The following is a 24,967-nucleotide window of genomic DNA, read 5'->3' on the forward strand; positions in this document are numbered from 1 at the left end:
ATGGAAGCTTTCACCACGCACACCGGCCGGGCCGTCCCGCTGCGCCGCTCCAATGTCGACACCGACCAGATCATCCCGGCCCACTGGCTGAAGAAGGTCACCCGGGACGGCTTCGAGGACGGACTGTTCGAGGCCTGGCGCAAGGACCCGGAGTTCGTCCTGAACAGGCCGGAGCGCCAAGACGCCTCGGTGCTGGTCGCGGGCCCCGACTTCGGTACGGGTTCGTCGCGCGAGCACGCCGTGTGGGCGCTCCAGAACTACGGCTTCAAAACCGTGATCTCGTCCCGGTTCGCCGATATCTTCCGGGGCAACTCGCTGAAGAACGGCCTGCTCACCGTGGTCCTGGACCAGAAAGTCGTGGACCAGCTCTGGGAGCTGACGGAGCGCGACCCGAACGCCGAGATCACGGTGGACCTCCAGGACCGCCAGGTCCGCGCGGAGGGCGTCACGGCCGCCTTCGAACTCGACGAGAACGCCCGCTGGCGGCTGCTGAACGGCCTGGACGACATCAGCATCACGCTCCAGAACGAGCCCGACATCGCCGCGTACGAGGCGAAGCGGCCCTCGCACAAGCCCAGCACTTCGCTCGTCTGACCCGCCGGAACCGCCTCTTGGGCGGGCCCCGGGCAGTCTTTCGGCCCAACACGCCCCCTGTCTTTCGGGACAGGGGGCGTGTTGCGTTGCGGGGTGTCAGGGTGACGTCAACTAGCCTAGGCTGCACAGCAGATGGCCGGATTGAGTCTTGCGCGATCGGGGGTTGTTGGGGAGCCGGAAGCCACCCGGAATCCCTCAGTTGCCCCCGCCGGAGGCGACAACTCGCCCCAGATGGCACAATCGGCGCATGGAACGCGACAGCCAACTCGAGCTCTACCGGCTCGTCGCGGACCGGCTGAAAGAAGCGCACACAGTGGTGCGCGAACTGCAAGTCCCGGAGGGCGTACGGATGGCGCTGTCCCGGAAGCTGCTGGTCATCACAGCGGCTGCCAAACACGATCTCGCCGATGCGGCAAGGCGTCTGGAGCGGTTGATGAAGGACCTCGAAGAGGGCCGATTCCCCGAAGGCGACTGAGTCACAAGGAGTTCGGTGAAGCCGACTTCGTTGCGGCACTAGGGTGATTAGCCCGTTTCGTGTTTGATTTGCGGTATATATCTGCCTAACGTGCGAAAAAGCCAGAACAGATTCGTTCCGGCAATGTCTCCGAAGGGGAAGACGTGAACAAGGCGCAGCTCGTAGAAGCGATTGCCGACAAGCTCGGCGGCCGTCAGCAGGCCGCGGACGCCGTGGACGCCGTTCTGGACGCGGTCGTCCGGGCCGTCGTCGCGGGCGACCGGGTCTCGGTCACCGGTTTCGGTTCGTTCGAGAAGGTCGACCGTCCGGCCCGTTACGCCCGCAACCCGCAGACGGGTGAGCGCGTGCGGGTCAAGAAGACCTCGGTTCCGCGCTTCCGCGCGGGTCAGGGCTTCAAGGACCTGGTCAGCGGCTCGAAGAAGCTCCCCAAGGGCGACGAGGTCGCCGTGAAGAAGGCGCCCAAGGGCAGCCTCTCGGGTGGCACCTCCACCCGCAGCACGGTGAAGAAGGCCGCGGCCAAGAAGGCCACCGCCGCCAAGAAGACGACCGCCGCGAAGAAGACCACGACGGCCAAGAAGACCACCGCCAAGAAGGCCACGCCGGCCGTGAAGAAGACGACGGCGGCCAAGAAGGCCACCACGTCCGGCGCCGCCAAGAAGACCACGGCGACGGCGAAGAAGGCGACCCCGGCCAAGAAGGCCACCACCGCCAAGAAGGCCACGGCCAAGAAGACCGCGCCCGCGAAGAAGACCGTCGCGAAGAAGGCGCCCGCCAAGAAGGTCACCGCGCGCAAGACCACCACCGCCAAGAAGACGACCGCCCGCAAGAAGTAGGCACCGCCGGACGGCTCACGCGCCGGGCCGGGCTCCCCTCGGGGAGCCCGGCCCGCGGCGTGTCGGCCCCGCTCCGCCCCGCCCCGGCCGTGGCGGGGCGCGGCTCAGAAGGTCTGGAGCGTCACCAGGGTGATCCGCAGGGACGCGCCCTCGCCCTCCGTCTCGATACGGACCCGCTGGCCCACCCGCAGCAGCCGCAGCCCGCCCGCGTCGAAGGCCTCGGCCCCGAAGTCCACCGGGGTGCCGTCGTCGAGCAGCACACTGCCGCTGCGGGTCTCGGAGTCGTATGTGTACGCGGTCGCCTGCATGGCTGGCAGCCTAGTACCCGGGCACGACCTCCACCGCGCCCCGCAGCGCCCCCGTCGCCGGACCCGCCCCCAGCGCCAGCGCGATCCGCAGATCCGCCCCGGTGTCCACGTCCCGGCGCACCGAGTCCACCCCGGTCAACGCGATTTCCGCCGCCCCCGACGCCGAATGCGCGGCCCGGGAGAGGCCGCCGAATGCGGGGGCCAAATCCACCCCGGGCGCGGCCGAAAGAAATGTCGTCCCGATTCCGGCGGCGTCGGCCAGAAATGCGCGCGGAAATACGGAGGCGGCATCCAGTACCCGCCCCAATTCCGCCGGCCGCAGCGCGGGGAGATCCGCGTTCAGGGCCGCCACCGCCGCCCCGGGGCGTCCCCGCCGTACCGTGTACGCCCCGTGCGCGAGGGCGGCGTTGAGGCCCGCGCGCGGGCGGTCGGCGACGATACGGGCGCCCAGCGCGGCCAGCTCCGCGCCCGCCAGCGGATCATCCGTGACGACCGCCACATCCCGTACCGCCGGGCAGGCGAGGGCCGCCCCCACGGTGTCCAGGGCGAACGCCAGAGCGAGCCGGGGTCGCAGGGCCGCGCCGACGGCGGCCGTGAGCCTGCTCTTCGCCAGCGCCAACGGCTTCAACGGCACGACCAGGGACCAGCGGCCCGGTGCTGCGGTGTTCGTGGCGTCCCCCTCGCTCTCGTCGCTCCCGCCCGGTCGAACGGACAGCCGCTGGACAGGACGGGGGCCATTGTCACCCGGCCAGGAGCGGGCCCCGCACGGTCGGGGCGTACGGTGTTCTCGACAGACCGGAGGGCCGGGGCGACACTTGCTCCCTGCGCGAGTCGCGTGGTGGCCGACAGTGGTCTGTCCTAGAGGAAGGTGCTCCGAGTGTCCCGCCGCAGAATCGGCTTCTGGTACCGCCTGGCGGCGGTCATCGCCAAACCTCCACTGGTGGTGCTTTTCAAGCGGGACTGGCACGGAATGGAGAACATTCCGGCGGACGGCGGTTTCATCACCGCGGTCAACCACAACTCGTATCTCGACATGTTCTCCTACGGGCACTTCCAGTACAACACCGGACGGGTGCCCCGGTTCCTCGCCAAGGCCGGACTGTTCAAGGTGCCCGTGGTCGGGCCGCTGCTGCGCGGCACGGGCCAGATCCCCGTCTACCGCGAGTCCTCCAACGCCTTCGGCGCCTTCCGGGCCGCCGTCGAGGCCATCGAGCGGGGCGAATGCGTCGTCTTCTACCCCGAGGGCACCCTCACCCGCGACCCCGACATGTGGCCGATGACCGCCAAGACCGGGGTCGCGCGCGCCGCCATGCAGACGAAGGCGCCCGTCATCCCGGTCGCCCAGTGGGGCGCCAACCTGGCGATGCCGCCCTACGCCAAGGAGAAGAAGGTCCGCTTCTTCCCCCGCAAGACCCTCCAGGTGAAGGCCGGTCCGCCGGTCGACCTCGCGCGCTTCTACGACAAGGAGCCCACCCCCGAGGTGCTGCGCGAGGCGACCGAGGCCATCATGGCCGCGGTCACCCGCCAGCTGGAGGAGATTCGGGGCGAGAGCGCCCCCGCCAAGCCGTACGATCCGCGCGAAGTCCGCGCACAGCTGCGCCGCAAGGCCGCCGGGGAGGGCACCAAGTGACGCACGCCGCCACCAAGGCAGCAGTATTCGGCACCGGCTCCTGGGGTACGGCGTTCGCCATGGTCCTCGCCGACGCGGGCTGCGAGGTGACCCTGTGGGGCCGCCGCCCCGAACTCGCCGAGGCGATCAACACCACCCGCACCAACCCCGACTACCTGCCGGGCATCGAACTGCCCGCCGCGGTACGGGCCACCACCGACCCCGCCGAGGCCGCCGCCGGCGCCGACTTCACCGTCCTCGCCGTGCCCTCGCAGACCCTGCGCGGCAACCTCGCCGCCTGGACGCCGCTGCTCGCCCCGGAGACCGTCCTCGTCTCCCTGATGAAGGGCGTCGAACTCGGCACCGCCAAGCGGATGAGCGAGGTGATCGAGGAGGTCGCCAAGGTCCCCGCCGACCGCGTCGCCGTCATCACCGGCCCCAACCTCGCCAAGGAGATCGCCCAGCGCCGGCCCGCCGCCGCCGTGGTGGCCTGCCGCGACGAGGCCGTGGCCCAGCGCCTCCAGGCCGCCTGCCACACCCCGTACTTCCGCCCGTACACCAACACCGACGTCGTCGGCTGCGAACTCGGCGGCGCGGTCAAGAACGTCATCGGCCTCGCCGTCGGCATCGCGGACGGCATGGGCCTGGGCGACAACGCCAAGGGCTCGCTCATCACCCGGGGACTGGCCGAGACCACCCGGCTCGGCCTCGCCATGGGCGCCGACCCGCTCACCTTCTCCGGCCTCGCGGGCCTCGGCGACCTCGTCGCCACCTGCTCCTCGCCGCTCTCGCGCAACCACACCTTCGGCACCAACCTCGGCCGGGGCATGACGCTCCAGGAGACCATCGCGGTCACCCGGCAGACCGCCGAGGGCGTCAAGTCCTGCGAGTCCGTGCTGGATCTGGCGCGCCGCCACGGCGTGGACATGCCCATCACCGAGACCGTCGTCGGGATCGTCCACGAGGGCAAGCCGCCGGTGGTCGCGCTCAAGGAGCTGATGTCGCGCAGCGCCAAGCCCGAGCGGCGCTGAAACCACCGGGTCGAACGGGTACGCTCATCGCGATATGAGCAGCGAGAACCTCCCCCAGAGCCCTGAATCGAGCACCCAGCAGCCGCGCAAGCCGCGGGTGGCCGTCGTGTTCGGCGGCCGCAGCTCCGAGCACGGCATCTCGGTCGTCACCGCCGGTGCCGTGCTGCGCGCCATCGACCGTACGAAGTACGACGTGCTGCCCATCGGCATCACGACGGACGGCCGCTGGGCGCTCACCGCCGACGAGCCGGAGCGGATGGCCATCGCCGACCGCAAGGTGCCCAGCGTCGCCGAACTCGCCGAGTCCGCCGAGGGAGCCGTCGTGCTCCCCGTGGACCCGAACAACCGCGAGGTCGTCTTCAGCGAGCCCGGCGCGGTCCCCAAGGCGCTCGGCGAGGTCGACGTCGTCTTCCCGGTGCTGCACGGCCCGTACGGCGAGGACGGCACCCTCCAGGGCCTGCTCGAACTCTCCGGCGTCCCCTACGTCGGCTCGGGCGTGCTCGCCTCGGCCGTCGGCCAGGACAAGGACTACATGAAGCGGGTGTTCACCTCCTTCGGGCTGGCCGTCGGCCCCTACCTGGTGATCCGGCCGCGCGAGTGGGAGCAGGACGAGCAGGGCGCCCGCAAGCGGATCGCCGCGTTCGCGGGCGAGCACGGCTGGCCGCTGTTCATCAAGCCGGCCCGGGCGGGCTCCTCCTTCGGCATCACCAAGGTCGACTCCTTCGACGGTCTGGACGAGGCCATCGAGGAGGCGCGGCGCCACGACCCCAAGTTCCTGGTCGAGTCGCTGCTGCGGGGCCGGGAGATCGAGTGCGGCGTCCTGGAGTTCGAGGACGGGCCGCGCGCGAGCGTGCCGGCCGAGATCCCGCCGGTGAGCGACCACGCCTTCTACGACTTCGAGGCGAAGTACATCGACTCGGCCGACGGGATCGTGCCCGCGCCGATCGGCGCCGAGGCCACCGCCGAGGTGCGCCGGCTCGCCGTGGAGGCCTTCGAGGCCGCGTCCTGCGAAGGGCTGGTCCGGGCCGACTTCTTCCTCCAGGAGAACGGCGAGTTCGTCATCAACGAGATCAACACGATGCCGGGGTTCACGCCGATCTCCATGTACCCGCGGATGTGGGAGGCGACGGGCGTGGACTACGCGGAGCTGGTGGACCGCCTGATCGAGGCCGCGCTGCGGCGCCCGACGGGCCTGCGGTAGCCGTCGCCGGCCGTCCGGCCGCGGCTGCCCGCGCCCGGCGGGGGCCTACAGGCTCGCCGGAACCGTCTTCTTGACGGGTCCGGCGAGCTGGGTGAGCCACCCGATGTCGCCGGCGGCCTTGCCGGACGCCGTGCGCAGGGTGACCTCCACGTACGCCTTGCGGTAGGTCGTGGTGAAGCGGAAGCCGCCCGCCGACTGCTCCAGGAGCCAGTTGACGCCGTCCACGGTCACCCCGTCCGCCTCGGGATCGTTCATCTTCTCCGGCCGGTCGATCCCGCAGCGCAGTACGATCCCGTCATCGCCCCACCCGGCGGTCAGCTCCGACGCCGGGCTGGGATCGTTCCGCCCGAGCCCGTCGAGCTTCTGGGGCAGCGCCTTGTGCAGCGCGCCGCAGAGCGCGGCGGTCTCCCGGGGCGGGCTGGGAACCGTGATCGTCGCCTTCGCGTCCGTGGAGGAGCAGCCCGCGGCGGCCAGCAGGGCGAGGGCGGCTGCGGGCACGAGGAGGGACCGGCGGCGAGAGGAAGTCACCGGCCAAGGGTAAGCGGGGGCTACAGATGAACCACCGGGCAGGTCAGGGTGCGGGTGATCCCGTCCACCTGCTGGACCTTGGCGACCACCATGCGGCCCAGCTCGTCGACCGTGTCCGCCTGGGCGCGCACGATCACGTCGTACGGCCCGGTGACGTCCTCGGCCTGGATCACCCCCGGGATCTTCGCGATGGTCTCGGCGACGGTCGACGCCTTGCCCACCTCGGTCTGGATGAGGATGTACGCCTGTACCACGGAACCTCCAGGGCGGCCACGAGGATCATGTCCCCTCCCTACGGCGGGGAGGCCCGAGGGGGGAGGAAAGAGACGCCACGGTATCGCGTCGCCGTGCGCCCGCGGGAGTACCGCGCAGGCGCGGGCGCTCGCACATCCGCGTGCGCGCGGCAGAAGTTGACGTATGTGTTGACGGTACCCACCGAGGTGACGGCTCGCGACCGCGAGCGCGCCGGGTCCCAAGGGGTACGAGGATGAGAGGTGGCACGGTGAGAGGCACTGTGGGCGAGTTGGGGGAGTTCGGGCTCATCAGGGAGCTGACCTCCCGGCTCACCTCGACCCCCGCGGTACGGATCGGCCCCGGCGACGACGCCGCGGTCGTGACCGCACCCGACCGCAGGGTGGTGGCGAGCACGGACATCCTCCTGGAGGGCCGCCACTTCCGGCGCGACTGGTCGACCGCGTACGACGTGGGGCGCAAGGCCGCCGCGCAGAATCTGGCCGATATCGCGGCCATGGGCGCGGTGCCCACCGCGCTGCTGCTCGGGCTGGTCGTCCCGGCCGAGCTCCCGGCCACCTGGCCGGTCGAGCTGATGGACGGGATCCGGGACGAGTGCCAGGTCGCGGGGGCGGCCGTGGTCGGCGGCGACGTGGTGCGCGGCGACACCATCACCGTCGCCATCACCGCCCTCGGGGACCTGCGCAACCACGAGCCGGTGACCCGCGGCGGCGCGCAGCCCGGCGACGTGGTCGCCGTCACCGGCTGGCTGGGCTGGTCGGCGGCGGGCTACGCGGTCCTCTCGCGCGGCTTCCGCTCGCCGCGCGCCTTCGTGGAGGCCCACCGCCGCCCGGAGCCGCCCTACCACGCGGGCCCCGCCGCCGCCGGTCTCGGCGCGACCGCCATGACGGACGTCAGCGACGGCCTGGTGGCGGACCTCGGGCACATCGCGGAGGCCAGCAAGGTCCGTATCGACCTGCGCTCGGGCCTGATCGACATCCCGACGCAGATGAGCGACATCGGGCAGGCGGTCGGCGTCGACCCGCTCCAGTGGGTGCTGACCGGGGGAGAGGACCACGCGATCGTCGCGACCTTCCCGCCGGACGTGAAGCTCCCCGCCCGCTGGAAGGTCATCGGGGAGGTCCTCAACCCCTCGGCGCTGCCGCAGGTGACGGTCGACGGCGCCCCCTGGACCGCCAAGGGCGGCTGGGACCACTTCGGGGACGCGGAGTGAACACCGCGCCGCCCCGGGTGCTGACCGTCGCCGGATCCGACTCCGGCGGCGGCGCCGGAGTCCAGGCCGACCTCAAGACGATGCTGGCCCTGGGCGTCCACGGGATGAGCGTGATCACCGCGGTGACCGCGCAGAACTCGCTGGGCGTCCGGGGCGCCTGGGAGCTGCCCGCCGAGGCGGTCCGGGCGCAGTACCGCGCGGTCGTCGACGACATCGGCGTCCAGGCCGTGAAGACGGGGATGCTCTCCTCGGCCGTCCTGGTGGAGACCGTGGCGGACCTCCTGGCGGATACGGACGCGCCGGTGGTCGTGGACCCCGTGGGCGTCTCCAAGCACGGAGACGCGCTGCTGGCCGCCGAGGCGCTGGAGTCGGTACGCCTGCGGCTCCTGCCGGCGGCGACGGTGGCCACGCCCAACCTGGACGAAGTGGCGCAGCTCACGGGCGTACGGGTGGAGGACGAGGACGGAATGCGGCGGGCGGCGGAGGCGGTCCTCGCGTTCGGCCCGCGCTGGGCCCTGATCAAGGGCGGCCATCTCGCGGGCTCGGCGTCACCGGAAGCGGTGGACCTGCTCACGGACGGGAGCGAGGAGCACTGGCTCCGGGCGCCCCGCCGGGACAACCGCCACACCCACGGCACCGGCTGCACCCTGGCCTCGGCTCTGGCATCGTCCCTGGCCAAGGGCATGCCGGTACCGGAGGCGGCGAGGGCGGCCAAGCATTACGTGACGGGGGCGATTCAGGCGGGCTTCGCCCTGGGGGCGGGCATCGGCCCGGTGGACCACGGCTGGCGCTTCCGCGCTCCCTGAAGAGCACAACAGAAAGCCGGTCCACCGAGGTGGACCGGCTTTCTGGGCAACCGGAAAGGCTGCGCTACGACGAAACGTCGGCGTTAGCGCGAGACCTTGCCGGCCTTGATGCACGAGGTGCAGACGTTGAGCCGCTTCGGCGTCCGACCGACCACGGCACGCACACGCTGGATGTTCGGGTTCCAGCGACGAGACGTACGGCGGTGCGAGTGCGAAATGTTGTTGCCGAAGCCCGGCCCCTTGCCGCAGACGTCGCAGTTGGCAGCCACGGGTCACTCCAAAGACTTCAGATGCACTTACAGTGAAATCCGGCGCACCGGATCAGAGATCTGAGGTGGCTTGCCGGGGGAATGGCCCGACTCTCGCCGGGCAACCGAAGCAGCATACAACGGCTGCTCCCGAGATACGAAACTACCATGACCGCCGCCTCCCCCCGCCCCGGGCCGGAGCCGCCCGCCGGGTCTACCCTGCTGCTGGCCCGCAGCTCACCGGCCGCTCTAGGAGGACACCAGGTGCCGCAGACTCTCGACGCCGTCGCGGTACGCACCTGGTGCTCGCTGGCCCTGGACGGGCTCGGCCGGGACCGCGAGGAGATCGACGCGGTCAACGTCTACCCCGTCGCGGACGGGGACACCGGCACCAACCTCTATCTGACCGTCGAGTCCGCCCACCAGGCGGTCGAGGCGGTCTTCGCCGCGTACACCGAGGTGCCGGAGACGGCCGACGTCATACGGGCCATGGCCCACGGCGCCCTGCTCGGCGCCCGCGGCAACTCCGGCACGATCCTCTCCCAGCTGCTGCGCGGCATGGCCGAGGTCCTCGCCGAGCACGGCACCGACCTGGCCGGGGCCCTGCGCCGGGCGGCCGAGTCGGCGTACGAGGCGGTCGCGCACCCCGTCGAGGGCACGGTCCTGACGGTGGCGACGGCCGCCGCCGAGGCCGCCCGGGACACCGGCGGCGGCGCGGCGGCCGTGGCGAGCGCCGCCTACGCCGGCGCCCGGCGGGCCCTGGAGAAGACGCCCGGCCAGCTCGCGGTGCTGGGCCGCGCCGGGGTCGTGGACGCGGGCGGCTGGGGTCTGGTGACGGTCCTGGGGGCGCTGGCGCAGGCCCTCTCCGGCGAGGTGCCGGCCGTACGGCACGAGACGCGTACACCGCTCGACGGGCCCGCCTGCCCGGCCGAGGACGGCCCGGACGCGGAGAGCGCCGGGCCCGCCTTCGAGGTGATCTACCTCCTGGAGGCGGACGACGAGGCGGTCGCCCGGCTGCGCGGCCGGCTGGACGCCGTCGGGGACTCCCTGGTGGTGGTCGGCGGCGACGGCCTGTGGAACGTCCACGTCCACGTGGACGACGCGGGCGCGGCCGTCGAGGCGGGCGTGGAGGCGGGCCGCCCGTACCGGATCCGCATCACCCACTTCGGCGCCCACCCCGAGCCGCGCGAACAGGTCCAGCGGGCCGTCGTCGCGGTGGTGCCCGGCGAGGGCCTGGCCGGGCTGTGCGCCGAGGCCGGGGCGACCGCCGTGCTGGCCCGGCCCGGCGAGCCCCCGGCCAGCGGCGAACTCGTCGACGCGATCCGCCGCGCCCACGCGCGCGAGGTCGTGCTCCTGCCCAACGACGCCGAGCTGCGCCACACCGCCGCGGTCGCCGTGGAGCAGGCGCGCGCCGAGGGCGTACGGGTCGCGCTCATCCCCACCCGGGCCGCCGTCCAGGGCCTCGCCGCGCTCGCGGTGCACGCCCCCGACCGCCGCTTCGACGAGGACGTGGTGGCGATGACCGCGGCGGCTGGGGCGACCCGGTACGCGGAACTCGCCGTCGCCGAGCGGCAGTCGTGGACCACGGCGGGCATCTGCCAGGCCGGGGACGTGCTGGGCCTCATCGACGGCGACGTGGCCGTGATCGGACAGGACCTCGGCCGGACGGCCCAGGCCGTCCTCGACCGGATGCTGGCCGCGGGCGGCGAACTGGTCACGCTGGTGCGGGCCGCCGACACCCCGGCGGAGCTGGCCCCCGGTATCGAGGCCCATGTGCGCGAAACCCATCTGGCGGTCGACACGGTCGTCTACGAGGGCGGCCACCAGAGCTCCCCGCTGCTGATCGGCGTCGAGTGACGCGCCGAGCCGCCCCCGGGGTGCCGGGGCCTCCTGCGGGATGTCAGTGGCGTGGTGTGCAATGGATCGCGTGCCCGCGCTCGAAGAACCCCTGAAGAAGCTGCTCGGCGGTCCCACCGCGAAGGTGATGGCCGAGCAGCTCGGCCTGCACACGGTCGGCGACCTCCTGCACCACTACCCGCGGCGGTACGAGGAGCGCGGCCAGCTCACCAGGCTGGCCGAGCTGCCCCTCGACGAGGACGTCACGGTGGTGGCGCAGGTGGCCGACGCGCGTGTGCACACGTTCAACGGCGGGCGCGGCCAGCGCCTGGAGATCACGATCACCGACGGCAGCGGCCGGCTCCAGCTGGTCTTCTTCGGCCGGGGCATCCACAAGCCGCACAAGGAGCTGCTGCCCGGCAGCCGCGCCATGTTCGCGGGCAAGGTGTCGATGTTCAACCGCCGCCTCCAGCTCGCCCACCCCACGTACGCGAAGCTGGCCGCCGACGGCGACGAGGACGGCGACACCGCCGAGGTGGTCGACTCCTGGGCGGGCGCGCTCATCCCGATCTACCCCGCCTGCAAGGGCCTGGAGTCCTGGAAGATCGCCAAGGCGGTCGACGCGGTGCTGCCCAGCGCCCGGGAGGCCGTCGACCCGCTGCCCGAGTCCCTGCGCGCGGGCCGCGGCTTCGTCCCGCTGCCCGAGGCGCTGCTCAAGGTCCACCGCCCGCACACCAAGGACGACGTGGAGCAGGCCCGGCAGCGGCTGAAGTGGGACGAGGCGTTCGTCCTCCAGGTCGCCCTGGCCCGGCGCAGGCACGCGGACGCCCAACTGCCCGCCGTGGCGCGCAGACCCGTCCCCGGCGGCCTGCTCGACGCCTTCGACGCCAAGCTGCCCTTCACCCTCACCGACGGCCAGCGGACCGTTTCGAAGGAGATCTTCGACGATTTGGCGACCGAGCACCCGATGCACCGCCTGCTCCAGGGCGAGGTCGGCTCGGGCAAGACGATGGTCGCCCTGCGCGCGATGCTCGCCGTCGTCGACTCCGGCGGCCAGGCCGCCATGCTCGCCCCCACCGAGGTCCTCGCCCAGCAGCACCACCGGTCCATCACGGAGATGATGGGCGAGCTCGCCGAGGGCGGCATGCTGGGCGGCTCCGCCCTCGGGACGAAGGTGGTGCTGCTCACCGGCTCGATGGGCGCGGCCGCCCGCCGCCAGGCACTCCTCGACCTGGTCACCGGCGAGGCCGGGATCGTCATCGGCACGCACGCGCTGATCGAGGACAAGGTGCGCTTCCACGACCTCGGCCTGGTCGTGGTCGACGAGCAGCACCGCTTCGGCGTCGAGCAGCGCGACGCCCTGCGCGGCAAGGGCAAGCAGCCGCCGCACCTGCTGGTGATGACGGCCACGCCCATTCCGCGCACGGTCGCCATGACCGTCTTCGGCGACCTGGAGACCTCGGTCCTGGACCAGCTCCCGGCCGGGCGCTCGCCCATCGCCAGCCACGTCGTGCCCGCCCAGGACAAGCCGCACTTCCTCGCCCGCGCCTGGGAGCGGGTCCGCGAGGAGGTCGCCAAGGGCCACCAGGGGTACGTGGTGTGTCCGCGCATCGGGGACGACGAGGACCAGACGAAGGCGGCCCGGAAGAAGTCCGCCGAGGACGACGCCGAGAAGCGGCCGCCGCTGGCCGTGCTCGACCTCGCGGACCAGCTCGCCCAGGGCGCGCTCCAGGGCCTGCGCGTCGAGGTGCTGCACGGCCGGATGCAGCCCGACGACAAGGACGACGTGATGCGCCGGTTCGCGGCCGGCGAGGTCGACGTGCTGGTCGCCACCACGGTCATCGAGGTCGGGGTGAACGTGCCGAACGCCACCGCGATGGTGATCATGGACGCGGACCGGTTCGGCGTCTCGCAGCTGCACCAGCTGCGCGGCCGCGTGGGCCGGGGCTCCGCCCCGGGCCTGTGCCTGCTGGTCACCGAGATGCCGGAGGCGAGCGCGGCCAGGGCCCGGCTGAACGCGGTCGCGGCGACCCTGGACGGCTTCGAGCTCTCCCGGATCGACCTGGAGCAGCGCCGCGAGGGCGATGTGCTGGGCCAGGCCCAGTCGGGCGTGCGCTCCTCGCTGCGGATGCTCGCGGTCATCGAGGACGAGGAGGTGATCGCGGCGGCCCGCGAGGAGGCGGTGGCGGTGGTGAGCGGGGATCCGGACTTGGAGGGGCTGCCCGCGCTGCGGACGGCCCTGGACGCGCTGCTGGACAAGGACCGCGAGCAGTACCTCGACAAGGGCTGAGCGGCTGAGCGGCCCTTGGGCAGAGGCGGCCGGCGGGGCGCGCGGGCGGCGTCCGCGCCGGGTTCTGAGAAACTGGGGGCACCAGTGACACCCGTACACCGACAAGGACTCAGATGACCCGCGTGATCGCCGGCCGGGCCGGCGGACGCCGCCTGGCCGTTCCGCCGGGCAACGGCACCCGCCCCACCTCCGACCGCGCGCGCGAGGGCCTCTTCTCCACCTGGGAGGCCCTGCTCGGCACGCTGGAGGGCATCCGGGTCGCGGATCTGTACGCGGGGTCGGGCGCGGTCGGCCTGGAGGCGCTCTCCCGGGGCGCCGCGCACGCGCTGCTGGTGGAGGCCGACGCGCGGGCCGTGAAGACCGTCCGCGACAACGTGCGCGTACTGGGCCTTCCGGGCGCGGAGGTACGTAACGGAAAAGCGGAACAGATCGTTGCGGGCCCCGCTCCCGAAACCCCCTTTGACGTGGTGTTCCTCGATCCGCCGTACGCGGTGACCGATGACGATCTTCGGGAGATCCTCCTCACACTCCGCACTCAGGGGTGGCTCGCCGAGGCGTGCCTGGTCACCGTGGAGCGCAGCACCAGGGGCGGGGAATTCGGCTGGCCGCGGGGGTTCGAGCCGCTGCGGGCCCGCCGTTACGGCGAGGGCACGCTTTGGTACGGTCGCGCCGCCTCTACGTGCGAAGACGCACCATGACCGGGAGCGAGGGACTTCAGTTGCGCCGTGCCGTCTGTCCGGGGTCGTTCGACCCCATCACCAATGGACACCTCGACATCATCGCCCGGGCCTCGAAGCTGTACGACGTCGTGCACGTCGCGGTGATGATCAACCAGTCGAAGAAGGGCCTGTTCACCATCGACGAGCGGATCGACCTGATCCGCGAGGTGACCGCCGACTTCGGCAACGTGGAGGTCGAGTCCTTCCACGGCCTGCTGGTCGACTTCTGCAAGCAGCGCGACATCCCGGCCATCGTGAAGGGCCTGCGCGCGGTCAGCGACTTCGACTACGAGCTCCAGATGGCCCAGATGAACAACGGCCTCTCGGGCGTCGAAACCCTCTTCGTCCCCACCAACCCGACCTACAGCTTCCTGTCGTCGTCGCTGGTCAAGGAGGTCGCGGCGTGGGGCGGGGACGTCTCCCACCTGCTGCCCGCCACCGTCCACGACGCACTCGTGGCGCGGATCGCCGAACAGCGCTGAGCTGACTGCCCGTCAGCTGGTGTCGGGCGGGCCCCGACTGGCCTTACAGTCGTCCCGTCCGTCTCCCAACCAGTCGTAGAGAGTGGCGAGCCCACGGTGGACGTGCAGAAGAAGCTGGACGAGATCGTCGACGTCGTCGCCGGCGCCCGTTCCATGCCCATGTCGGCCTCGTGCGTGGTCAACCGCGCCGAGCTGCTCGCGCTCCTGGAGGAGGTGCGCCAGGCGCTGCCCGGCTCCCTCGCCCAGGCCCAGGAGCTGATCGGCGGCCGCGAGCAGCTGGTCGAGCAGGCCCGCCAGGAGGCCGAGCGGATCATCGAGTCCGCGCACGCCCAGCGCGGCACGCTGATCTCCGACACGGCCGTCGCCCGGCAGTCCCAGGACGAGGCCGACCGCATCCTGGCGGACGCCAAGCGCGAGGCCGAGGAGATCCGGGCCGAGGCCGACGACTACGTCGACTCCAAGCTGGCCAACTTCGAGGTCGTCCTCACCAAGACCATCGGCTCGGTCGACCGCGGCCGCGAGAAGCTCCTCGGCCGGGGCCCCGGCCTCGACGAGCAGGGGCAGTCGGACGCGGACGCCCCCGAGTACAGCGCGGACCCCCAGACGCTCATCCAGCGGGCCGACCAGTACGTCGACGCCAAGCTCGGCGCCTTCGAGGCCGTCCTCGCCAAGACCCTGGAGGCCGTCGGCCGGGGCCGCGAGAAGCTGCACGGCCGGATCGCCTCGGACGAGCTGGGCGCCCACATGGCCGCCCAGGACGCCGCCGGGGCCCTCGGCGGCCACACCAGCGACGCGGACTACCTGGCGGGCCTGGCCGAGCTGGCCGACCCCCAGCCGCAGTCCGCCGCGCAGCCCCAGCAGCCCCAGCAGCCCGCGGTCCCCGCCCAGGTCTACGACCCGTACGGCTACGGACAGGCCCAGGCCCAGCAGCAGGCCCAGCAGGACCCGTACGCCTACCAGCAGCCCCAGCAGCAGTACGCCCAGTACGGATACGACCAGCAGCAGCAGGACCCGTACGCCTACGACCCGCAGGCCTACGCCCATCAGCAGGTCCACCAGGACCAGGGGCAGGACCAGGGCCAGAGCCACGGTCAGAGCCAGGGCCAGCCGCACGGGCAGCACGACCACGACTACGGCCGGCAGACCGCGCACCCGCAGCAGCCCGCGCTCGACGAGACCAGCCTCTTCGACACGAGCATGATCGACCTCGAACAGCTGCGGCAGTACGAGCAGGGCCGCTGAGCGCGGCGCGGAAGCGCGGCCCGCGGCCGCGGTTCCCCGCCCCCTCCGGAGCCGGGCGGTGGGCCCGGATTGGGTCAAACGCGGCCCGTCCAGTATCCTGGCTCTTCGGTCGCGCGTACGTCCGCGATCAACGCTGCCCCGGCGTCGCCGCACCCACGGCGACGCATGGTGGCCAACCCTCCACGATCCGAAAGCGGGAAGAACCCTGAGTACGCACCTCGACCACCGCAACCCCCTCGTGTTCGACACACACGAGCTGGGTCGGCGTCCCGGTGCCCTCCAGCGGATCTCCCGCACGGTCGAGGCGCCCGCCGATCTCGGGATCGACGGCGTCATCGGCGTGCCCCAGGGCGCGCCCGTGGAGATCAAGCTCCGCCTGGAGTCGGTCATGGAAGGGGTGCTTGTCACAGGCACCGCCCGTGCATCGGCCGAGGGGGAGTGCGTAAGGTGTCTGGAGCCGCTGGAGCTCGCGCTCGATGCGGACTTCCAGGAGTTGTTCTCGTACCCTGACGCCGACGACCGGGGCCGCAGCAAGAAGGCGGAGCCGGTCGACGACGCCGAGGACGAGGACGACACCATCCCGCTTGAGGACGGTCTTTTCGACCTCGAGCCGGTGCTGCGTGATGCGGTGGTGCTCGCACTGCCGATGCAGCCGGTGTGCCGGGAGACCTGCCTCGGCCTGTGTTCCACCTGTGGATTCAGGCTCGAGGACGACCCCGACCACCACCACGACGCCGTCGACATCCGTTGGGCGGCACTGCAAGGACTCGCCGGGACCATCCAGGACGGCGAGAAGGACAACATGAGCGGCACTGCCTCTGACGTGCAGCGCGCCGCCGAGAAGCAGGAGAAGTAGCCGTGGCTGTTCCGAAGCGGAAGATGTCGCGCAGCAACACGCGCCACCGCCGGTCGCAGTGGAAGGCTGCGGTCCCCACCCTGGTTTCGTGTGAGCGTTGCCAGGAGCCGAAGCAGCAGCACATCGCGTGCCCGAGCTGCGGCACCTACAACAAGCGCCAGGTCCTCGAGGTCTGAGCGGCTGGTGAGAGGCCCGATGTCTGATCTGTCGAATGCCGGCGCCAAGAAGGCGGGCAGTAGCGACAACAACTCGGCCTCGTCCCACACGCTTCTGGAAGGGCGGCTCGGGTATCACCTTGAGTCCGCCCTTCTGGTGCGTGCGCTGACCCATCGCTCCTACGCGTACGAGAACGGCGGTCTGCCGACCAACGAACGGCTCGAGTTCCTCGGGGACTCGGTGCTCGGTCTGGTCGTCACCGACACGCTGTACCGCACCCACCCGGACCTCCCGGAGGGCCAGCTGGCCAAGCTCCGGGCCGCGGTGGTCAACTCTCGTGCGCTGGCGCAGGTGGGCCGCGGGCTCGACCTCGGCTCCTTCATCCGGCTCGGCCGGGGCGAAGAGGGCACGGGCGGCCGGGACAAGGCATCCATCCTCGCCGACACCCTGGAAGCGGTGATCGGCGCGGTCTATCTGGACCAGGGTCTTGGGGCGGCTTCCGAGCTCGTCCACCGGCTCTTCGACCCCCTGATCGAGAAGTCCTCGAACCTCGGGGCCGGCCTGGACTGGAAGACCAGTCTCCAGGAGCTCACCGCGGCCGAAGGCCTCGGCGTTCCGGAGTACCTGGTCTCCGAGACGGGTCCCGACCACGAGAAGACCTTCACTGCTGCCGCCCGCGTCGGTGGTGTCTCGTACGGCACCGGCACCGGCCGTAGCAAGAAGGAAGCGGAGCAGCAGGCCGCGGAGTCCGCGTGGCGCGCGATCAGCGCGTCGGCGGACGAGCGGATCGCCCGGGCGAAGGCGGAGGCCGAGGCCCCCGCGACCGAGCCGGACGGCGGGACGCCGACCCCCGCCGCCGACCCGGCAGCCTGACCGTTTCCTGGACCCCTGCCCGCACGGATTCCGTGCGGGCAGGGGTTTTTCGTGCTCGCGCCGCACCGCCGCGTCCGGCCGCCGCCCCGGTCGCCGCCTCCCCGCGCGGCGGATCACGGAGGGGTCCTGGACGCGGGACCGGGGGAGGCGCGGGATACCCTCCAAGCATCCCGTCGTCCCGCGACCTCACCGGAGGAGCCCGTGCCAGAACTCCCCGAGGTGGAAGTGGTGCGCCGCGGACTGGAGCGCTGGGTGGCCGGGCGGACCGTGGACGCCGTCGAGGTCCTGCACCCCCGGGCGGTGCGCCGCCACCCGGCCGGCGCGGCCGACTTCGCGGCCCGGCTCGCGGGGCACCGCATCGGGGTCCCCCGGCGGCGCGGGAAGTACCTCTGGCTCCCGCTCGCCGACACGGGGCAGTCCGTGCTCGGGCACCTCGGCATGAGCGGGCAACTGCTCGTCCAGCCGGAGAGCGCGCCCGACGAGAAGCACCTGCGGATCCGGCTGCGCTTCCAGGACACGGCCGGTACCGAGCTGCGCTTCGTCGACCAGCGGACCTTCGGCGGACTCTCGCTCCACGACAACACTCCCGACGGGCTGCCCGACGTCATCGCGCACATCGCGCGCGACCCGCTCGACGAACTCTTCGACGAGGCCGCCTACTTCACCGCGCTGCGGCTGCGCCGCACCACCGTCAAGCGCGCGCTCCTCGACCAGTCACTCATCAGCGGGGTCGGCAACATCTACGCCGACGAGGCCCTGTGGCGCGCCAAGGTGCACTACGAGCGCCCCACTTCGACCCTCACGCGCCCCAAGTCCGCCGAACTCCTCGGCCACGTACGGCAGGTGATGACCGAGGCGCTCGCCGTCGGCGGCACCAGCTTCGACAGCCTGTACGTGAACGTCAACGGGCAGTCGGGGTACTTCGACCGCTCGCTGGACGCGTACGGGCGTGAGGGCGAGCCCTGCCGCCGGTGCGGCACCGCGATGCGCCGGCGCCCGTGGATGAACCGGTCCAGCTACTTCTGCCCGCGCTGTCAGCGCCCGCCGCGCACCGCGTCGTAGCGCTCGCGCGCCTTCAGGACCGACGGCATCCGGTCCTCCATGAGGTGGATCAGTCCCAGCAGCCGCTCGGCGACCTCGGTGCCCAGCGGGGTCAGGGTGTAGTCGACGCGCGGCGGATTGGTCGGCTGCGCCTCGCGGTGGACGAGCCCGTCGCGCTCCAGCGCCTGGAGGGTCTGGGAGAGCATCTTCTCGCTCACCCCGTCGACCCTGCGCCGTAGCTCGTTGAAGCGGAAGCCGCCCTCGTGGAGCGCGCCCAGGGTGAGGCTGCCCCAGCGGCCGGTGACGTGCTCCAGGGTGCCGCGCGAGGGGCACGCCTTGGAGAAGACGTCGAACGGCAGGTCCGCGGGGGCGGTGGCGGTGGTCTCTTCCCTACCGGTCTCTTCCATACCTCACACCATACGACGAGACAGCGCTAACCAGAAGTTAGCGCTGTCTCGGGTGGGGTACGCGGAACGGGTACGGGCGCGGCCGTCGGGCTGCTCAGACGTCAGCTGTTCCGATGGGTCAGCTGCTCAGAAGCCGAAGTCCTGCGTCCACCACGGGCCGCCCTCGCCCAGGTGCACGCCGACGCCCAGCGTCTTGTAGTCGCAGTTCAGGATGTTCGCCCGGTGGCCGGGGCTGTTCATCCACGCCTCCATGACCGCCTTGGCGTCCGCCTGGCCGCGCGCGATGTTCTCGCCGCCCAGGTTGCCCACGCCCGCCTTGGCGGCCCGGTCCCAGGGGCTCCTGCCGTCCGGGTCGGTGTGGTCGAAGAAGCCGCGCGCCGCCATGTCATCGCTGAACGCGGTGGCAAGCGCCGCGAGCGAGGCGTCGGCCTTCAGGGGGCTGCACCCCGCCTGGGCGCGCTGCTGGTTCACCAGCGAGACGACGGTGGCCGCGGCCGCCTGCTCGGCGGTGGGGGCCTTGACCTGCGGCTGCTCCGGCACGACCGTCCTCACCCTGGACGGGGTCGCGGAGGGCGTGGCCGTCCTGGGCGCGGCCGCCGGGGCGGAGGGCTTCTCCTGCTTGCGGACCGGGGACGGCGCGGCCGAGGAAGGCTTCTGGGAGGGCGTGGCGGAGGGGGAGGTGAGCGGAGCGTGGGTGCTCGGCGAGGTGATCGGCGCCGAAGGAGCGGCGCTGGTCGGCTGCGCGGACTGCCCGCCCTGCTGGCGCAGGTCGGAGGCGCCGCCGCCGGCCTGGACGTGCTCGCCCGTGGATCCGCCGTTGAGCTCGAAGGAGGAGCCGCCCGGCAGCAGGCCGGAGGCTATGGCCACGGCGCCCACCGCCACGGCGGCGGACGCGCCGAGCAGCCCGGTGCGTACGGGCGCGGCGGGCCGCTTCTTGGCGGGCTCGACGGAGCGGCGATGGCGTCCCATCTGCGGGCCTCCCTCAGTGCTTCAGTGCTGCTCTTCGCTCAGTGCTGCGGTCCCTGGGCCCCGGATCCCGCGGGTGACGGACGCTGGTCCGAACGGGTGAGGCTCATTGCGTCGGGACTGTACGCCATGGCGCAAGAGGGCGAAGTGCTCCGTGAGCTATTGGCCGGTTAGCGTGCACCCATGAACGAAGATGCACGGCTGACCGCCTGGGTGCGCGGCCGAGTACAGGGAGTGGGCTTCCGCTGGTTCACCAGGGCAAACGCTTTGGAGATCGGTGGCCTCGTCGGGTTCGCCCTCAACCTCGACGACGGCCGGGTGCAGGTCGTGGCCGAGGGGCCGCGTGATAATTGCCACCGTCTGCTGGAGTGGCTGAGGGGCTCCGACACACCCGGCAGGGTCGACGGCGTCACCGAGATCTGGGCCACACCGCGCGGCGGTTACGACGGCTTCGCCATCCGCTAGGGCCCCCGGGGCGCGGGCAGCGCGGGCCGGGGAGGGCGTGCCGTCGGCCGGTCCGGTTCCGGGGCCCCTGACCTCGTACGACTTCGTTGTTGCCAATCCGGGCCGGGCGTGCAAGGCTGCCGCTAGAAGGAAGATCTCCACGCCCCCAGGGCTCCGAGGAGAGGCCTCGCCGGACGCGTTCCGGCTCGACGGCCCCCGGATTGCCCGCCGATGCGGGGCGTGATCGTGTTGACCGTCAAACTTTTTGGTGAGACGCTGAAAGCCCCGCGCACCTTAGCTGTTTGGCATGAAGAACCGCAGTCGAAGTCCAAACATCGCGGGTGCGATTCCCTCACGACCCACACCGCTTCGGTCGGTCACTCATTGTGGAGGACCATCCATCATGGCAAAGGCGCTTCTCGGTTACGTCGGCGGTTCCGACCCGCGACTCCTCGCCGAGATGCGACGGCTCCAGCAGCGTGTCCAGGACCTTGAGTCCGAGCTCGTACGGATCCAGTCCGAGAAGGACGCACTGTCCGCTGCCGTCGCTTCGCACCGCGGAGACTCGCTGCTCGAAGGCATCGACATCGACGTACCCCAGGCGGAGCCTGCGCTCACCTGATGTTCCGGGCCGCGCCCGAAGGCCCGTAGGTGAGATCCACTCTCCCGAGATAGATATGCAAGGGACGCCCCTGGCGTCCCTTCTTTCTTTCCCGGCCCTCCCGGGCTTTCCCGGTCCTCCCGGTCCGCCGCCACCCCTCGTCCGCCCGTGCGTCCTGCTCCCGTCCTTCCCCCGTCCTTCCCCCGTCCTTCTCCTCGGGGGTGCCCTGCGTGGCCAGAGGTGAAACCGCCGGGGCCGCGGCTTCGCGGGGCGCGGGCGGGGGCGCAGAGTAGAGTCCGACGGCGTGCACCTCAAGGCCCTGACCCTGCGCGGGTTCAAATCCTTCGCTTCCGCGACGACTCTGAAGTTCGAGCCCGGCATCACCTGCGTGGTGGGCCCCAACGGCTCCGGCAAGTCCAACGTCGTGGACGCGCTGTCCTGGGTCATGGGCGAGCAGGGCGCCAAGTCGCTGCGCGGCGGCAAGATGGAGGACGTCATCTTCGCCGGGACGACCGGCCGCCCGCCGCTGGGCCGCGCCGAGGTCTCCCTCACCATCGACAACTCCGACGGCGCCCTGCCGATCGAGTACGCCGAGGTCACCATCACCCGGATCATGTTCCGGGGCGGCAGCAGCGAGTACCAGATCAACGGCGAGACCTGCCGGCTGCTCGACATCCAGGAGCTGCTCTCCGACTCCGGTATCGGGCGCGAGATGCACGTGATCGTCGGGCAGGGCCAGCTCGACTCCGTGCTGCACGCCGACCCGATGGGCCGGCGGGCCTTCATCGAGGAGGCGGCCGGCGTCCTCAAGCACCGCAAGCGCAAGGAGAAGGCGCTGCGCAAGCTGGACGCGATGCGGGCCAACCTCGCGCGCGTGCAGGACCTCACCGACGAGCTGCGGCGCCAGCTCAAGCCGCTGGGCCGGCAGGCCGCCGTCGCGCGCCGGGCCGCCGTCATCCAGGCCGATCTGCGCGACGCCCGGCTGCGGCTGCTCGCCGACGACCTGGTGCGGATGCGCCAGGCTCTGCGCGCCGAGATCGAGGACGAGGCGGCGCTCAAGCAGCGCAAGGACAGCGCCGAGGCCGAGCTGAAGGCCGCCCTCGCGCGCGAGGCGGAGCTGGAGGAGGAGGTCCGCGCGCTCGCGCCCCGGCTCACCCGTGCCCAGCAGACCTGGTACGAGCTGTCGCAGCTGGCCGAGCGGGTGCGGGGCACCGTCTCGCTCGCGGACGCGCGCGTGAACAGCGCCACCGCCCAGCCGCCCGAGGAGCGCCGGGGCCGCGACCCCGAGGACTTGGAGCGCGAGGCGGCCCGGATCCGGGAGCAGGAGGCGGAGCTGGAGGCGGCCCGCGAGGCGGCCGAGCGCGCCCTGGAGGACACCGCCTCCCACCGCGCCGAGCTGGAGCGGGAACTCGCGCTGGAGGAGCGGCGTTTGAAGGATGTGGCCCGGGCCATCGCGGACCGGCGCGAGGGCCTGGCGCGGCTGCACGGCCAGGTCAACGCGGCGCGGAGCAGGGCGAGTTCGGCGCAGGCGGAGATCGACCGGCTCGCGGCGGCGCGGGACGAGGCGGGCGAGCGCGCGGCGCTGGCCCAGGAGGAGTACGAACAGCTGAAGGCCGAGGTCGACGGCCTGGACGCGGACGACCACGAGCTCGGCGAGGCCCATGAGCGCGCCAAGCGGGAGCTGGCCGAGGCCGAGGCGGCCCTGGGCGCCGCCCGTGAGGCGGCCACGGCCGCCGAGCGCAAGCGCGCCGCGGTGTCCGCGCGCCACGACGCGCTCGCCCTGGGCCTGCGCCGCAAGGACGGCACGGGCGCCCTGCTCGCCGCCCAGGACTCCCTCCAGGGACTGCTCGGCCCCGCCGCCGCCCTGCTCACCGTCGCGCCCGGCTACGAGGTGGCGGTGGCCGCGGCCCTGGGCGCCGCCGCCGACGCGCTCGCGGTGTCGGGCCCCGCCACCGCCGCCGAGGCGATCCGGCTGCTGCGCAAGCAGGACGCCGGGCGGGCCGCGCTCCTGGTGGGCGGGCTGCCGGGACCCCAGGAGCCCGAGCCCGTACGGCCGGGCGGTCCTCCGTACGCGGCGGACCTGGTGCGCGGCCCGCAGGAGCTGCTGCCCGCCGTGGGCAGGCTGCTGCGCGGGATCGTCGTCGTGGACACCCTGGAGGACGCCGAGGACCTGGTCCACGCCCGGCCGGAGCTGACCGCCGTCACCGCCGAGGGCGACCTGCTCGGGGCGTACTTCGCGCAGGGAGGCTCCGCCGGGGCGCCCAGCCTCCTGGAGGTGCAGGCCTCCGTCGACGAGGCCGCCGCCGAGCTCGCGGAGCTGGCGGTGCGGTGCGAGGAGCTGGCGGGGGCCCAGCGGACGGCCGGGGAGCTGCGGGCCCGGTGTGCCGAGCGGGCCGAGGAGCTGGGGGAGCGGCGGCGGGCCGCCGACCGGGAGAAGTCGTCCGTCGCCCAGCAGCTCGGACGCCTCGCCGGGCAGGCCCGCGGCGCCGCGGGCGAGGCCGAGCGCACGGCGGCGGCCGCCGCCCGCGCCCAGGAGGCCCTGGAGAAGGCGCTGGAGGAGGCGGAGGAGCTGACCGAGCGGCTCCTGGTCGCCGAGGAGACGCCGGTGCAGGAGGAGCCCGACACCTCCGTACGGGACCGGCTCGCCGCCGACGGGGCCAACGCCCGCCAGACGGAGATGGAGGCCCGCCTCCAGCTGCGTACGCACGAGGAGCGGGTCAAGGGCCTGGCCGGGCGGGCCGACGCGCTCGACCGGGCCGCCCGCGCCGAGCGCGAGGCCCGCGCCCGGGCGGAGGAGCGCCGCGCCCGGCTGCGCCACGAGGCGCGGGTGGCCCGGGCCGTGGCGGCGGGCGCGCGGACCCTGCTCGCCCATGTCGAGGTGTCGGTGGTGCGGGCCGAGCGGGAGCGGGCGGCCGCCGAGGCCGCGAAGGCCGTACGCGAGCTGGAGCTGGCAGCCGCCCGGGCCACCGGCCGCGACCTCAAGGGCGAGCTCGACAAGCTGACGGATTCGGTGCACCGCGGCGAGGTACTCGGCGCCGAGAAGCGGCTGCGGATCGAGCAGCTGGAGACGAAGGCGCTGGAGGAGCTGGGGGTGGAGCCGGCCGGACTGATCGCGGAGTACGGGCCCGACCAGCCGGTGCCGCCGTCCCCGGCCGCCGAGGGCGAGGAGCTTCCCGAGGACCCGGACCACCCGCGCAACCGCCCCCGGAGTTTCGACCGCGCGGATCAGGAAAAACGGTTGAGGTCAGCCGAACGGGCGTACCAGCAGCTGGGAAAGGTCAACCCGCTCGCGCTGGAGGAGTTCGCGGCTCTGGAGGAGCGGCACCAGTTCCTCTCCGAGCAGCTGGAGGACCTGAAGAAGACGCGGGCCGACCTTCTTCAGGTGGTGAAGGAGGTGGACGAGCGGGTCGAGCAGGTGTTCACGGAGGCGTACCGGGACACGGCCAGGGAGTTCGAAGGCGTGTTCTCGCGGCTCTTCCCGGGCGGCGAGGGGCGGCTGATCCTGACCGACCCCACCGACATGCTCGCCACCGGGGTGGACGTGGAGGCGCGCCCGCCGGGCAAGAAGGTCAAGCGGCTCTCGCTGCTCTCCGGCGGTGAGCGGTCGCTGACGGCCGTGGCCCTGCTCGTGTCGATCTTCAAGGCGCGGCCGAGCCCGTTCTATGTGATGGACGAGGTGGAGGCGGCGCTCGACGACACCAACCTCCAGCGGCTCATCCGGATCATGGAGGAGCTCCAGGAGTCCTCGCAGCTGATCGTGATCACGCACCAGAAGCGCACGATGGAGGTCGCGGACGCGCTGTACGGCGTGTCCATGCAGGGTGACGGCGTCTCCAAGGTCATCAGCCAGCGCCTCCGCTAGCCCACCTAACCCATCTTCAAGACTTGAACAAGCACGACACGCCAGGGTCACTCAATTCACATCTCTTGCCCTATTGACTTCGAAACTTGAAGGC

Annotated in this window: 27 protein-coding genes; 20 read left to right on the forward strand and 7 right to left on the reverse strand. The window is 72.2% G+C overall.

Annotated elements, in window-relative coordinates; genetic code table 11:
* From leuD to ABZ404_RS08335, 3 genes are all read left to right on the forward strand, one after another.
* A complete protein-coding gene (gene leuD, locus ABZ404_RS08325; protein ID WP_358837314.1) occupies nt 1-594 on the forward strand; it encodes a 3-isopropylmalate dehydratase small subunit in 594 nt (197 codons plus the stop codon).
* Nucleotides 595-841: 247 nt separating this feature from the next.
* The gene (locus ABZ404_RS08330) at nt 842-1,069 is read left to right on the forward strand and encodes a hypothetical protein (RefSeq protein ID WP_358837315.1); all 228 of its coding nucleotides are present in this window, start codon (nt 842-844) and stop codon (nt 1,067-1,069) included.
* A gap of 143 nt (nt 1,070-1,212) precedes the next feature.
* Nucleotides 1,213-1,902 carry an HU family DNA-binding protein gene (locus ABZ404_RS08335; RefSeq protein ID WP_358837316.1) on the forward strand — a complete coding sequence of 230 codons (690 nt, stop codon included), beginning with the start codon at nt 1,213-1,215 and terminating at the stop codon, nt 1,900-1,902.
* A 104-nt stretch (nt 1,903-2,006) separates the two neighbouring features.
* Here ABZ404_RS08335 and ABZ404_RS08340 read toward each other — a convergent pair whose 3' ends face one another.
* Nucleotides 2,007-2,210, reverse strand: coding sequence for a hypothetical protein (locus ABZ404_RS08340; RefSeq protein ID WP_358837317.1), 204 nt, complete (start codon nt 2,208-2,210; stop codon nt 2,007-2,009).
* 10 nt (nt 2,211-2,220) lie between these two features.
* Nucleotides 2,221-2,850 carry a 2-phospho-L-lactate guanylyltransferase gene (cofC, locus tag ABZ404_RS08345; RefSeq protein WP_358990278.1) on the reverse strand — a complete coding sequence of 210 codons (630 nt, stop codon included), beginning with the start codon at nt 2,848-2,850 and terminating at the stop codon, nt 2,221-2,223.
* A 237-nt stretch (nt 2,851-3,087) separates the two neighbouring features.
* On the opposite strand from cofC, the gene ABZ404_RS08350 reads away from it, so the two are divergent.
* Genes ABZ404_RS08350 through ABZ404_RS08360 form a run of 3 tightly spaced genes read left to right on the forward strand, consistent with a single transcriptional unit; the run spans nt 3,088 to nt 6,051 of the window.
* On the forward strand, nt 3,088-3,840 hold the full coding sequence (locus tag ABZ404_RS08350) for a lysophospholipid acyltransferase family protein (RefSeq protein ID WP_358837620.1): 753 nt from the start codon (nt 3,088-3,090) through the stop codon (nt 3,838-3,840).
* Complete coding sequence (locus ABZ404_RS08355) at nt 3,837-4,850, forward strand: NAD(P)H-dependent glycerol-3-phosphate dehydrogenase (RefSeq protein ID WP_358837621.1); 1,014 nt, start codon at nt 3,837-3,839, stop codon at nt 4,848-4,850. The genes ABZ404_RS08350 and ABZ404_RS08355 overlap by 4 nt, the downstream gene beginning before the upstream one ends.
* Nucleotides 4,851-4,884: 34 nt before the next feature.
* On the forward strand, nt 4,885-6,051 hold the full coding sequence (locus ABZ404_RS08360; RefSeq protein WP_358990270.1) for a D-alanine--D-alanine ligase family protein: 1,167 nt from the start codon (nt 4,885-4,887) through the stop codon (nt 6,049-6,051).
* A gap of 45 nt (nt 6,052-6,096) precedes the next feature.
* Here ABZ404_RS08360 and ABZ404_RS08365 read toward each other — a convergent pair whose 3' ends face one another.
* Both ABZ404_RS08365 and ABZ404_RS08370 read right to left on the reverse strand, forming a co-directional pair.
* Nucleotides 6,097-6,579, reverse strand: coding sequence for a DUF3515 domain-containing protein (locus ABZ404_RS08365; protein ID WP_358833539.1), 483 nt, complete (start codon nt 6,577-6,579; stop codon nt 6,097-6,099).
* 20 nt (nt 6,580-6,599) lie between these two features.
* Nucleotides 6,600-6,833, reverse strand: a complete 234-nt coding sequence (locus ABZ404_RS08370) for an Lrp/AsnC ligand binding domain-containing protein (protein WP_064070330.1) — start codon at nt 6,831-6,833, stop codon at nt 6,600-6,602.
* Between the two features lie 248 nt (nt 6,834-7,081).
* Here ABZ404_RS08370 and ABZ404_RS08375 point away from each other — a divergent pair, with 248 nt between their 5' ends.
* Entirely contained in the window at nt 7,082-8,044 is a 963-nt protein-coding gene (locus ABZ404_RS08375; protein WP_358833538.1) for a thiamine-phosphate kinase, read from the forward strand.
* Nucleotides 8,041-8,850: a bifunctional hydroxymethylpyrimidine kinase/phosphomethylpyrimidine kinase gene (thiD, locus tag ABZ404_RS08380; RefSeq protein WP_358833537.1), complete on the forward strand. Its 810-nt coding sequence runs from the start codon at nt 8,041-8,043 to the stop codon at nt 8,848-8,850. Before ABZ404_RS08375 ends, thiD begins: the two co-directional genes overlap by 4 nt.
* Nucleotides 8,851-8,933: 83 nt before the next feature.
* On the opposite strand, the gene rpmB is transcribed toward thiD, so the two are convergent.
* Nucleotides 8,934-9,119, reverse strand: coding sequence for a 50S ribosomal protein L28 (rpmB, locus tag ABZ404_RS08385; RefSeq protein WP_003957616.1), 186 nt, complete (start codon nt 9,117-9,119; stop codon nt 8,934-8,936).
* Between the two features lie 243 nt (nt 9,120-9,362).
* Between rpmB and ABZ404_RS08390 the strand changes: the two genes are divergently transcribed.
* The 9 genes from ABZ404_RS08390 (at nt 9,363) to mutM (ending at nt 18,614) form a co-directional block, all read left to right on the forward strand.
* Nucleotides 9,363-10,955 carry a DAK2 domain-containing protein gene (locus ABZ404_RS08390; protein WP_358833542.1) on the forward strand — a complete coding sequence of 531 codons (1,593 nt, stop codon included), beginning with the start codon at nt 9,363-9,365 and terminating at the stop codon, nt 10,953-10,955.
* A 61-nt stretch (nt 10,956-11,016) separates the two neighbouring features.
* On the forward strand, nt 11,017-13,224 hold the full coding sequence (gene recG, locus ABZ404_RS08395; protein ID WP_358833536.1) for an ATP-dependent DNA helicase RecG: 2,208 nt from the start codon (nt 11,017-11,019) through the stop codon (nt 13,222-13,224).
* A gap of 113 nt (nt 13,225-13,337) precedes the next feature.
* On the forward strand, nt 13,338-13,922 hold the full coding sequence (rsmD, locus tag ABZ404_RS08400; RefSeq protein WP_358833535.1) for a 16S rRNA (guanine(966)-N(2))-methyltransferase RsmD: 585 nt from the start codon (nt 13,338-13,340) through the stop codon (nt 13,920-13,922).
* Between the two features lie 20 nt (nt 13,923-13,942).
* Nucleotides 13,943-14,425, forward strand: a complete 483-nt coding sequence (gene coaD, locus ABZ404_RS08405) for a pantetheine-phosphate adenylyltransferase (protein WP_358833541.1) — start codon at nt 13,943-13,945, stop codon at nt 14,423-14,425.
* A gap of 96 nt (nt 14,426-14,521) precedes the next feature.
* Entirely contained in the window at nt 14,522-15,667 is a 1,146-nt protein-coding gene (locus tag ABZ404_RS08410) for an ATP synthase F0 subunit B (protein ID WP_358833534.1), read from the forward strand.
* Nucleotides 15,668-15,872: 205 nt separating this feature from the next.
* Complete coding sequence (locus tag ABZ404_RS08415; RefSeq protein WP_358833540.1) at nt 15,873-16,523, forward strand: DUF177 domain-containing protein; 651 nt, start codon at nt 15,873-15,875, stop codon at nt 16,521-16,523.
* 2 nt (nt 16,524-16,525) lie between these two features.
* Entirely contained in the window at nt 16,526-16,699 is a 174-nt protein-coding gene (rpmF, locus tag ABZ404_RS08420) for a 50S ribosomal protein L32 (protein WP_026165248.1), read from the forward strand.
* 19 nt (nt 16,700-16,718) lie between these two features.
* Nucleotides 16,719-17,552 carry a ribonuclease III gene (gene rnc / locus ABZ404_RS08425; RefSeq protein ID WP_358833533.1) on the forward strand — a complete coding sequence of 278 codons (834 nt, stop codon included), beginning with the start codon at nt 16,719-16,721 and terminating at the stop codon, nt 17,550-17,552.
* A gap of 201 nt (nt 17,553-17,753) precedes the next feature.
* Nucleotides 17,754-18,614, forward strand: a complete 861-nt coding sequence (gene mutM / locus ABZ404_RS08430) for a bifunctional DNA-formamidopyrimidine glycosylase/DNA-(apurinic or apyrimidinic site) lyase (protein ID WP_358833532.1) — start codon at nt 17,754-17,756, stop codon at nt 18,612-18,614.
* On the opposite strand, the gene ABZ404_RS08435 is transcribed toward mutM, so the two are convergent.
* Both ABZ404_RS08435 and ABZ404_RS08440 read right to left on the reverse strand, forming a co-directional pair.
* Entirely contained in the window at nt 18,587-19,000 is a 414-nt protein-coding gene (locus tag ABZ404_RS08435; protein ID WP_358833531.1) for a helix-turn-helix domain-containing protein, read from the reverse strand. The genes mutM and ABZ404_RS08435 overlap by 28 nt on opposite strands.
* 126 nt (nt 19,001-19,126) lie before the next feature.
* The gene (locus ABZ404_RS08440) at nt 19,127-19,969 is read right to left on the reverse strand and encodes a CAP domain-containing protein (protein ID WP_358833530.1); all 843 of its coding nucleotides are present in this window, start codon (nt 19,967-19,969) and stop codon (nt 19,127-19,129) included.
* Nucleotides 19,970-20,149: 180 nt separating this feature from the next.
* Between ABZ404_RS08440 and ABZ404_RS08445 the strand changes: the two genes are divergently transcribed.
* The 3 genes from ABZ404_RS08445 (at nt 20,150) to smc (ending at nt 24,873) form a co-directional block, all read left to right on the forward strand.
* The gene (locus tag ABZ404_RS08445) at nt 20,150-20,431 is read left to right on the forward strand and encodes an acylphosphatase (protein ID WP_358833529.1); all 282 of its coding nucleotides are present in this window, start codon (nt 20,150-20,152) and stop codon (nt 20,429-20,431) included.
* A gap of 382 nt (nt 20,432-20,813) precedes the next feature.
* Nucleotides 20,814-21,032: a hypothetical protein gene (locus ABZ404_RS08450; protein ID WP_067164723.1), complete on the forward strand. Its 219-nt coding sequence runs from the start codon at nt 20,814-20,816 to the stop codon at nt 21,030-21,032.
* 283 nt (nt 21,033-21,315) lie between these two features.
* A complete protein-coding gene (gene smc / locus ABZ404_RS08455; protein ID WP_358833528.1) occupies nt 21,316-24,873 on the forward strand; it encodes a chromosome segregation protein SMC in 3,558 nt (1,185 codons plus the stop codon).
* The last annotated feature ends 94 nt before the right edge of the window (nt 24,874-24,967 follow it).

Source organism: Streptomyces sp. NPDC005878 (assembly GCF_040629815.1).
Taxonomy (GTDB): Bacteria; Actinomycetota; Actinomycetes; order Streptomycetales; family Streptomycetaceae; genus Streptomyces.

Excerpts from the sequence above, each read along its gene's own strand:
- ABZ404_RS08340 (WP_358837317.1), bottom strand. The coding sequence starts at position 2,210 with ATGCAGGCGACCGCGTACACATACGACTCCGAGACCCGCAGCGGCAGT.
- recG (WP_358833536.1), top strand. The coding sequence starts at position 11,017 with ATGGATCGCGTGCCCGCGCTCGAAGAACCCCTGAAGAAGCTGCTCGGC.
- ABZ404_RS08450 (WP_067164723.1), top strand. The coding sequence starts at position 20,814 with ATGGCAAAGGCGCTTCTCGGTTACGTCGGCGGTTCCGACCCGCGACTC.
- rnc (WP_358833533.1), top strand. The coding sequence starts at position 16,719 with ATGTCTGATCTGTCGAATGCCGGCGCCAAGAAGGCGGGCAGTAGCGAC.
- ABZ404_RS08440 (WP_358833530.1), bottom strand. The coding sequence starts at position 19,969 with ATGGGACGCCATCGCCGCTCCGTCGAGCCCGCCAAGAAGCGGCCCGCC.
- ABZ404_RS08435 (WP_358833531.1), bottom strand. The coding sequence starts at position 19,000 with ATGGAAGAGACCGGTAGGGAAGAGACCACCGCCACCGCCCCCGCGGAC.
- ABZ404_RS08330 (WP_358837315.1), top strand. The coding sequence starts at position 842 with ATGGAACGCGACAGCCAACTCGAGCTCTACCGGCTCGTCGCGGACCGG.
- leuD (WP_358837314.1), top strand. The coding sequence starts at position 1 with ATGGAAGCTTTCACCACGCACACCGGCCGGGCCGTCCCGCTGCGCCGC.
- ABZ404_RS08360 (WP_358990270.1), top strand. The coding sequence starts at position 4,885 with ATGAGCAGCGAGAACCTCCCCCAGAGCCCTGAATCGAGCACCCAGCAG.
- ABZ404_RS08445 (WP_358833529.1), top strand. The coding sequence starts at position 20,150 with ATGAACGAAGATGCACGGCTGACCGCCTGGGTGCGCGGCCGAGTACAG.
- rsmD (WP_358833535.1), top strand. The coding sequence starts at position 13,338 with ATGACCCGCGTGATCGCCGGCCGGGCCGGCGGACGCCGCCTGGCCGTT.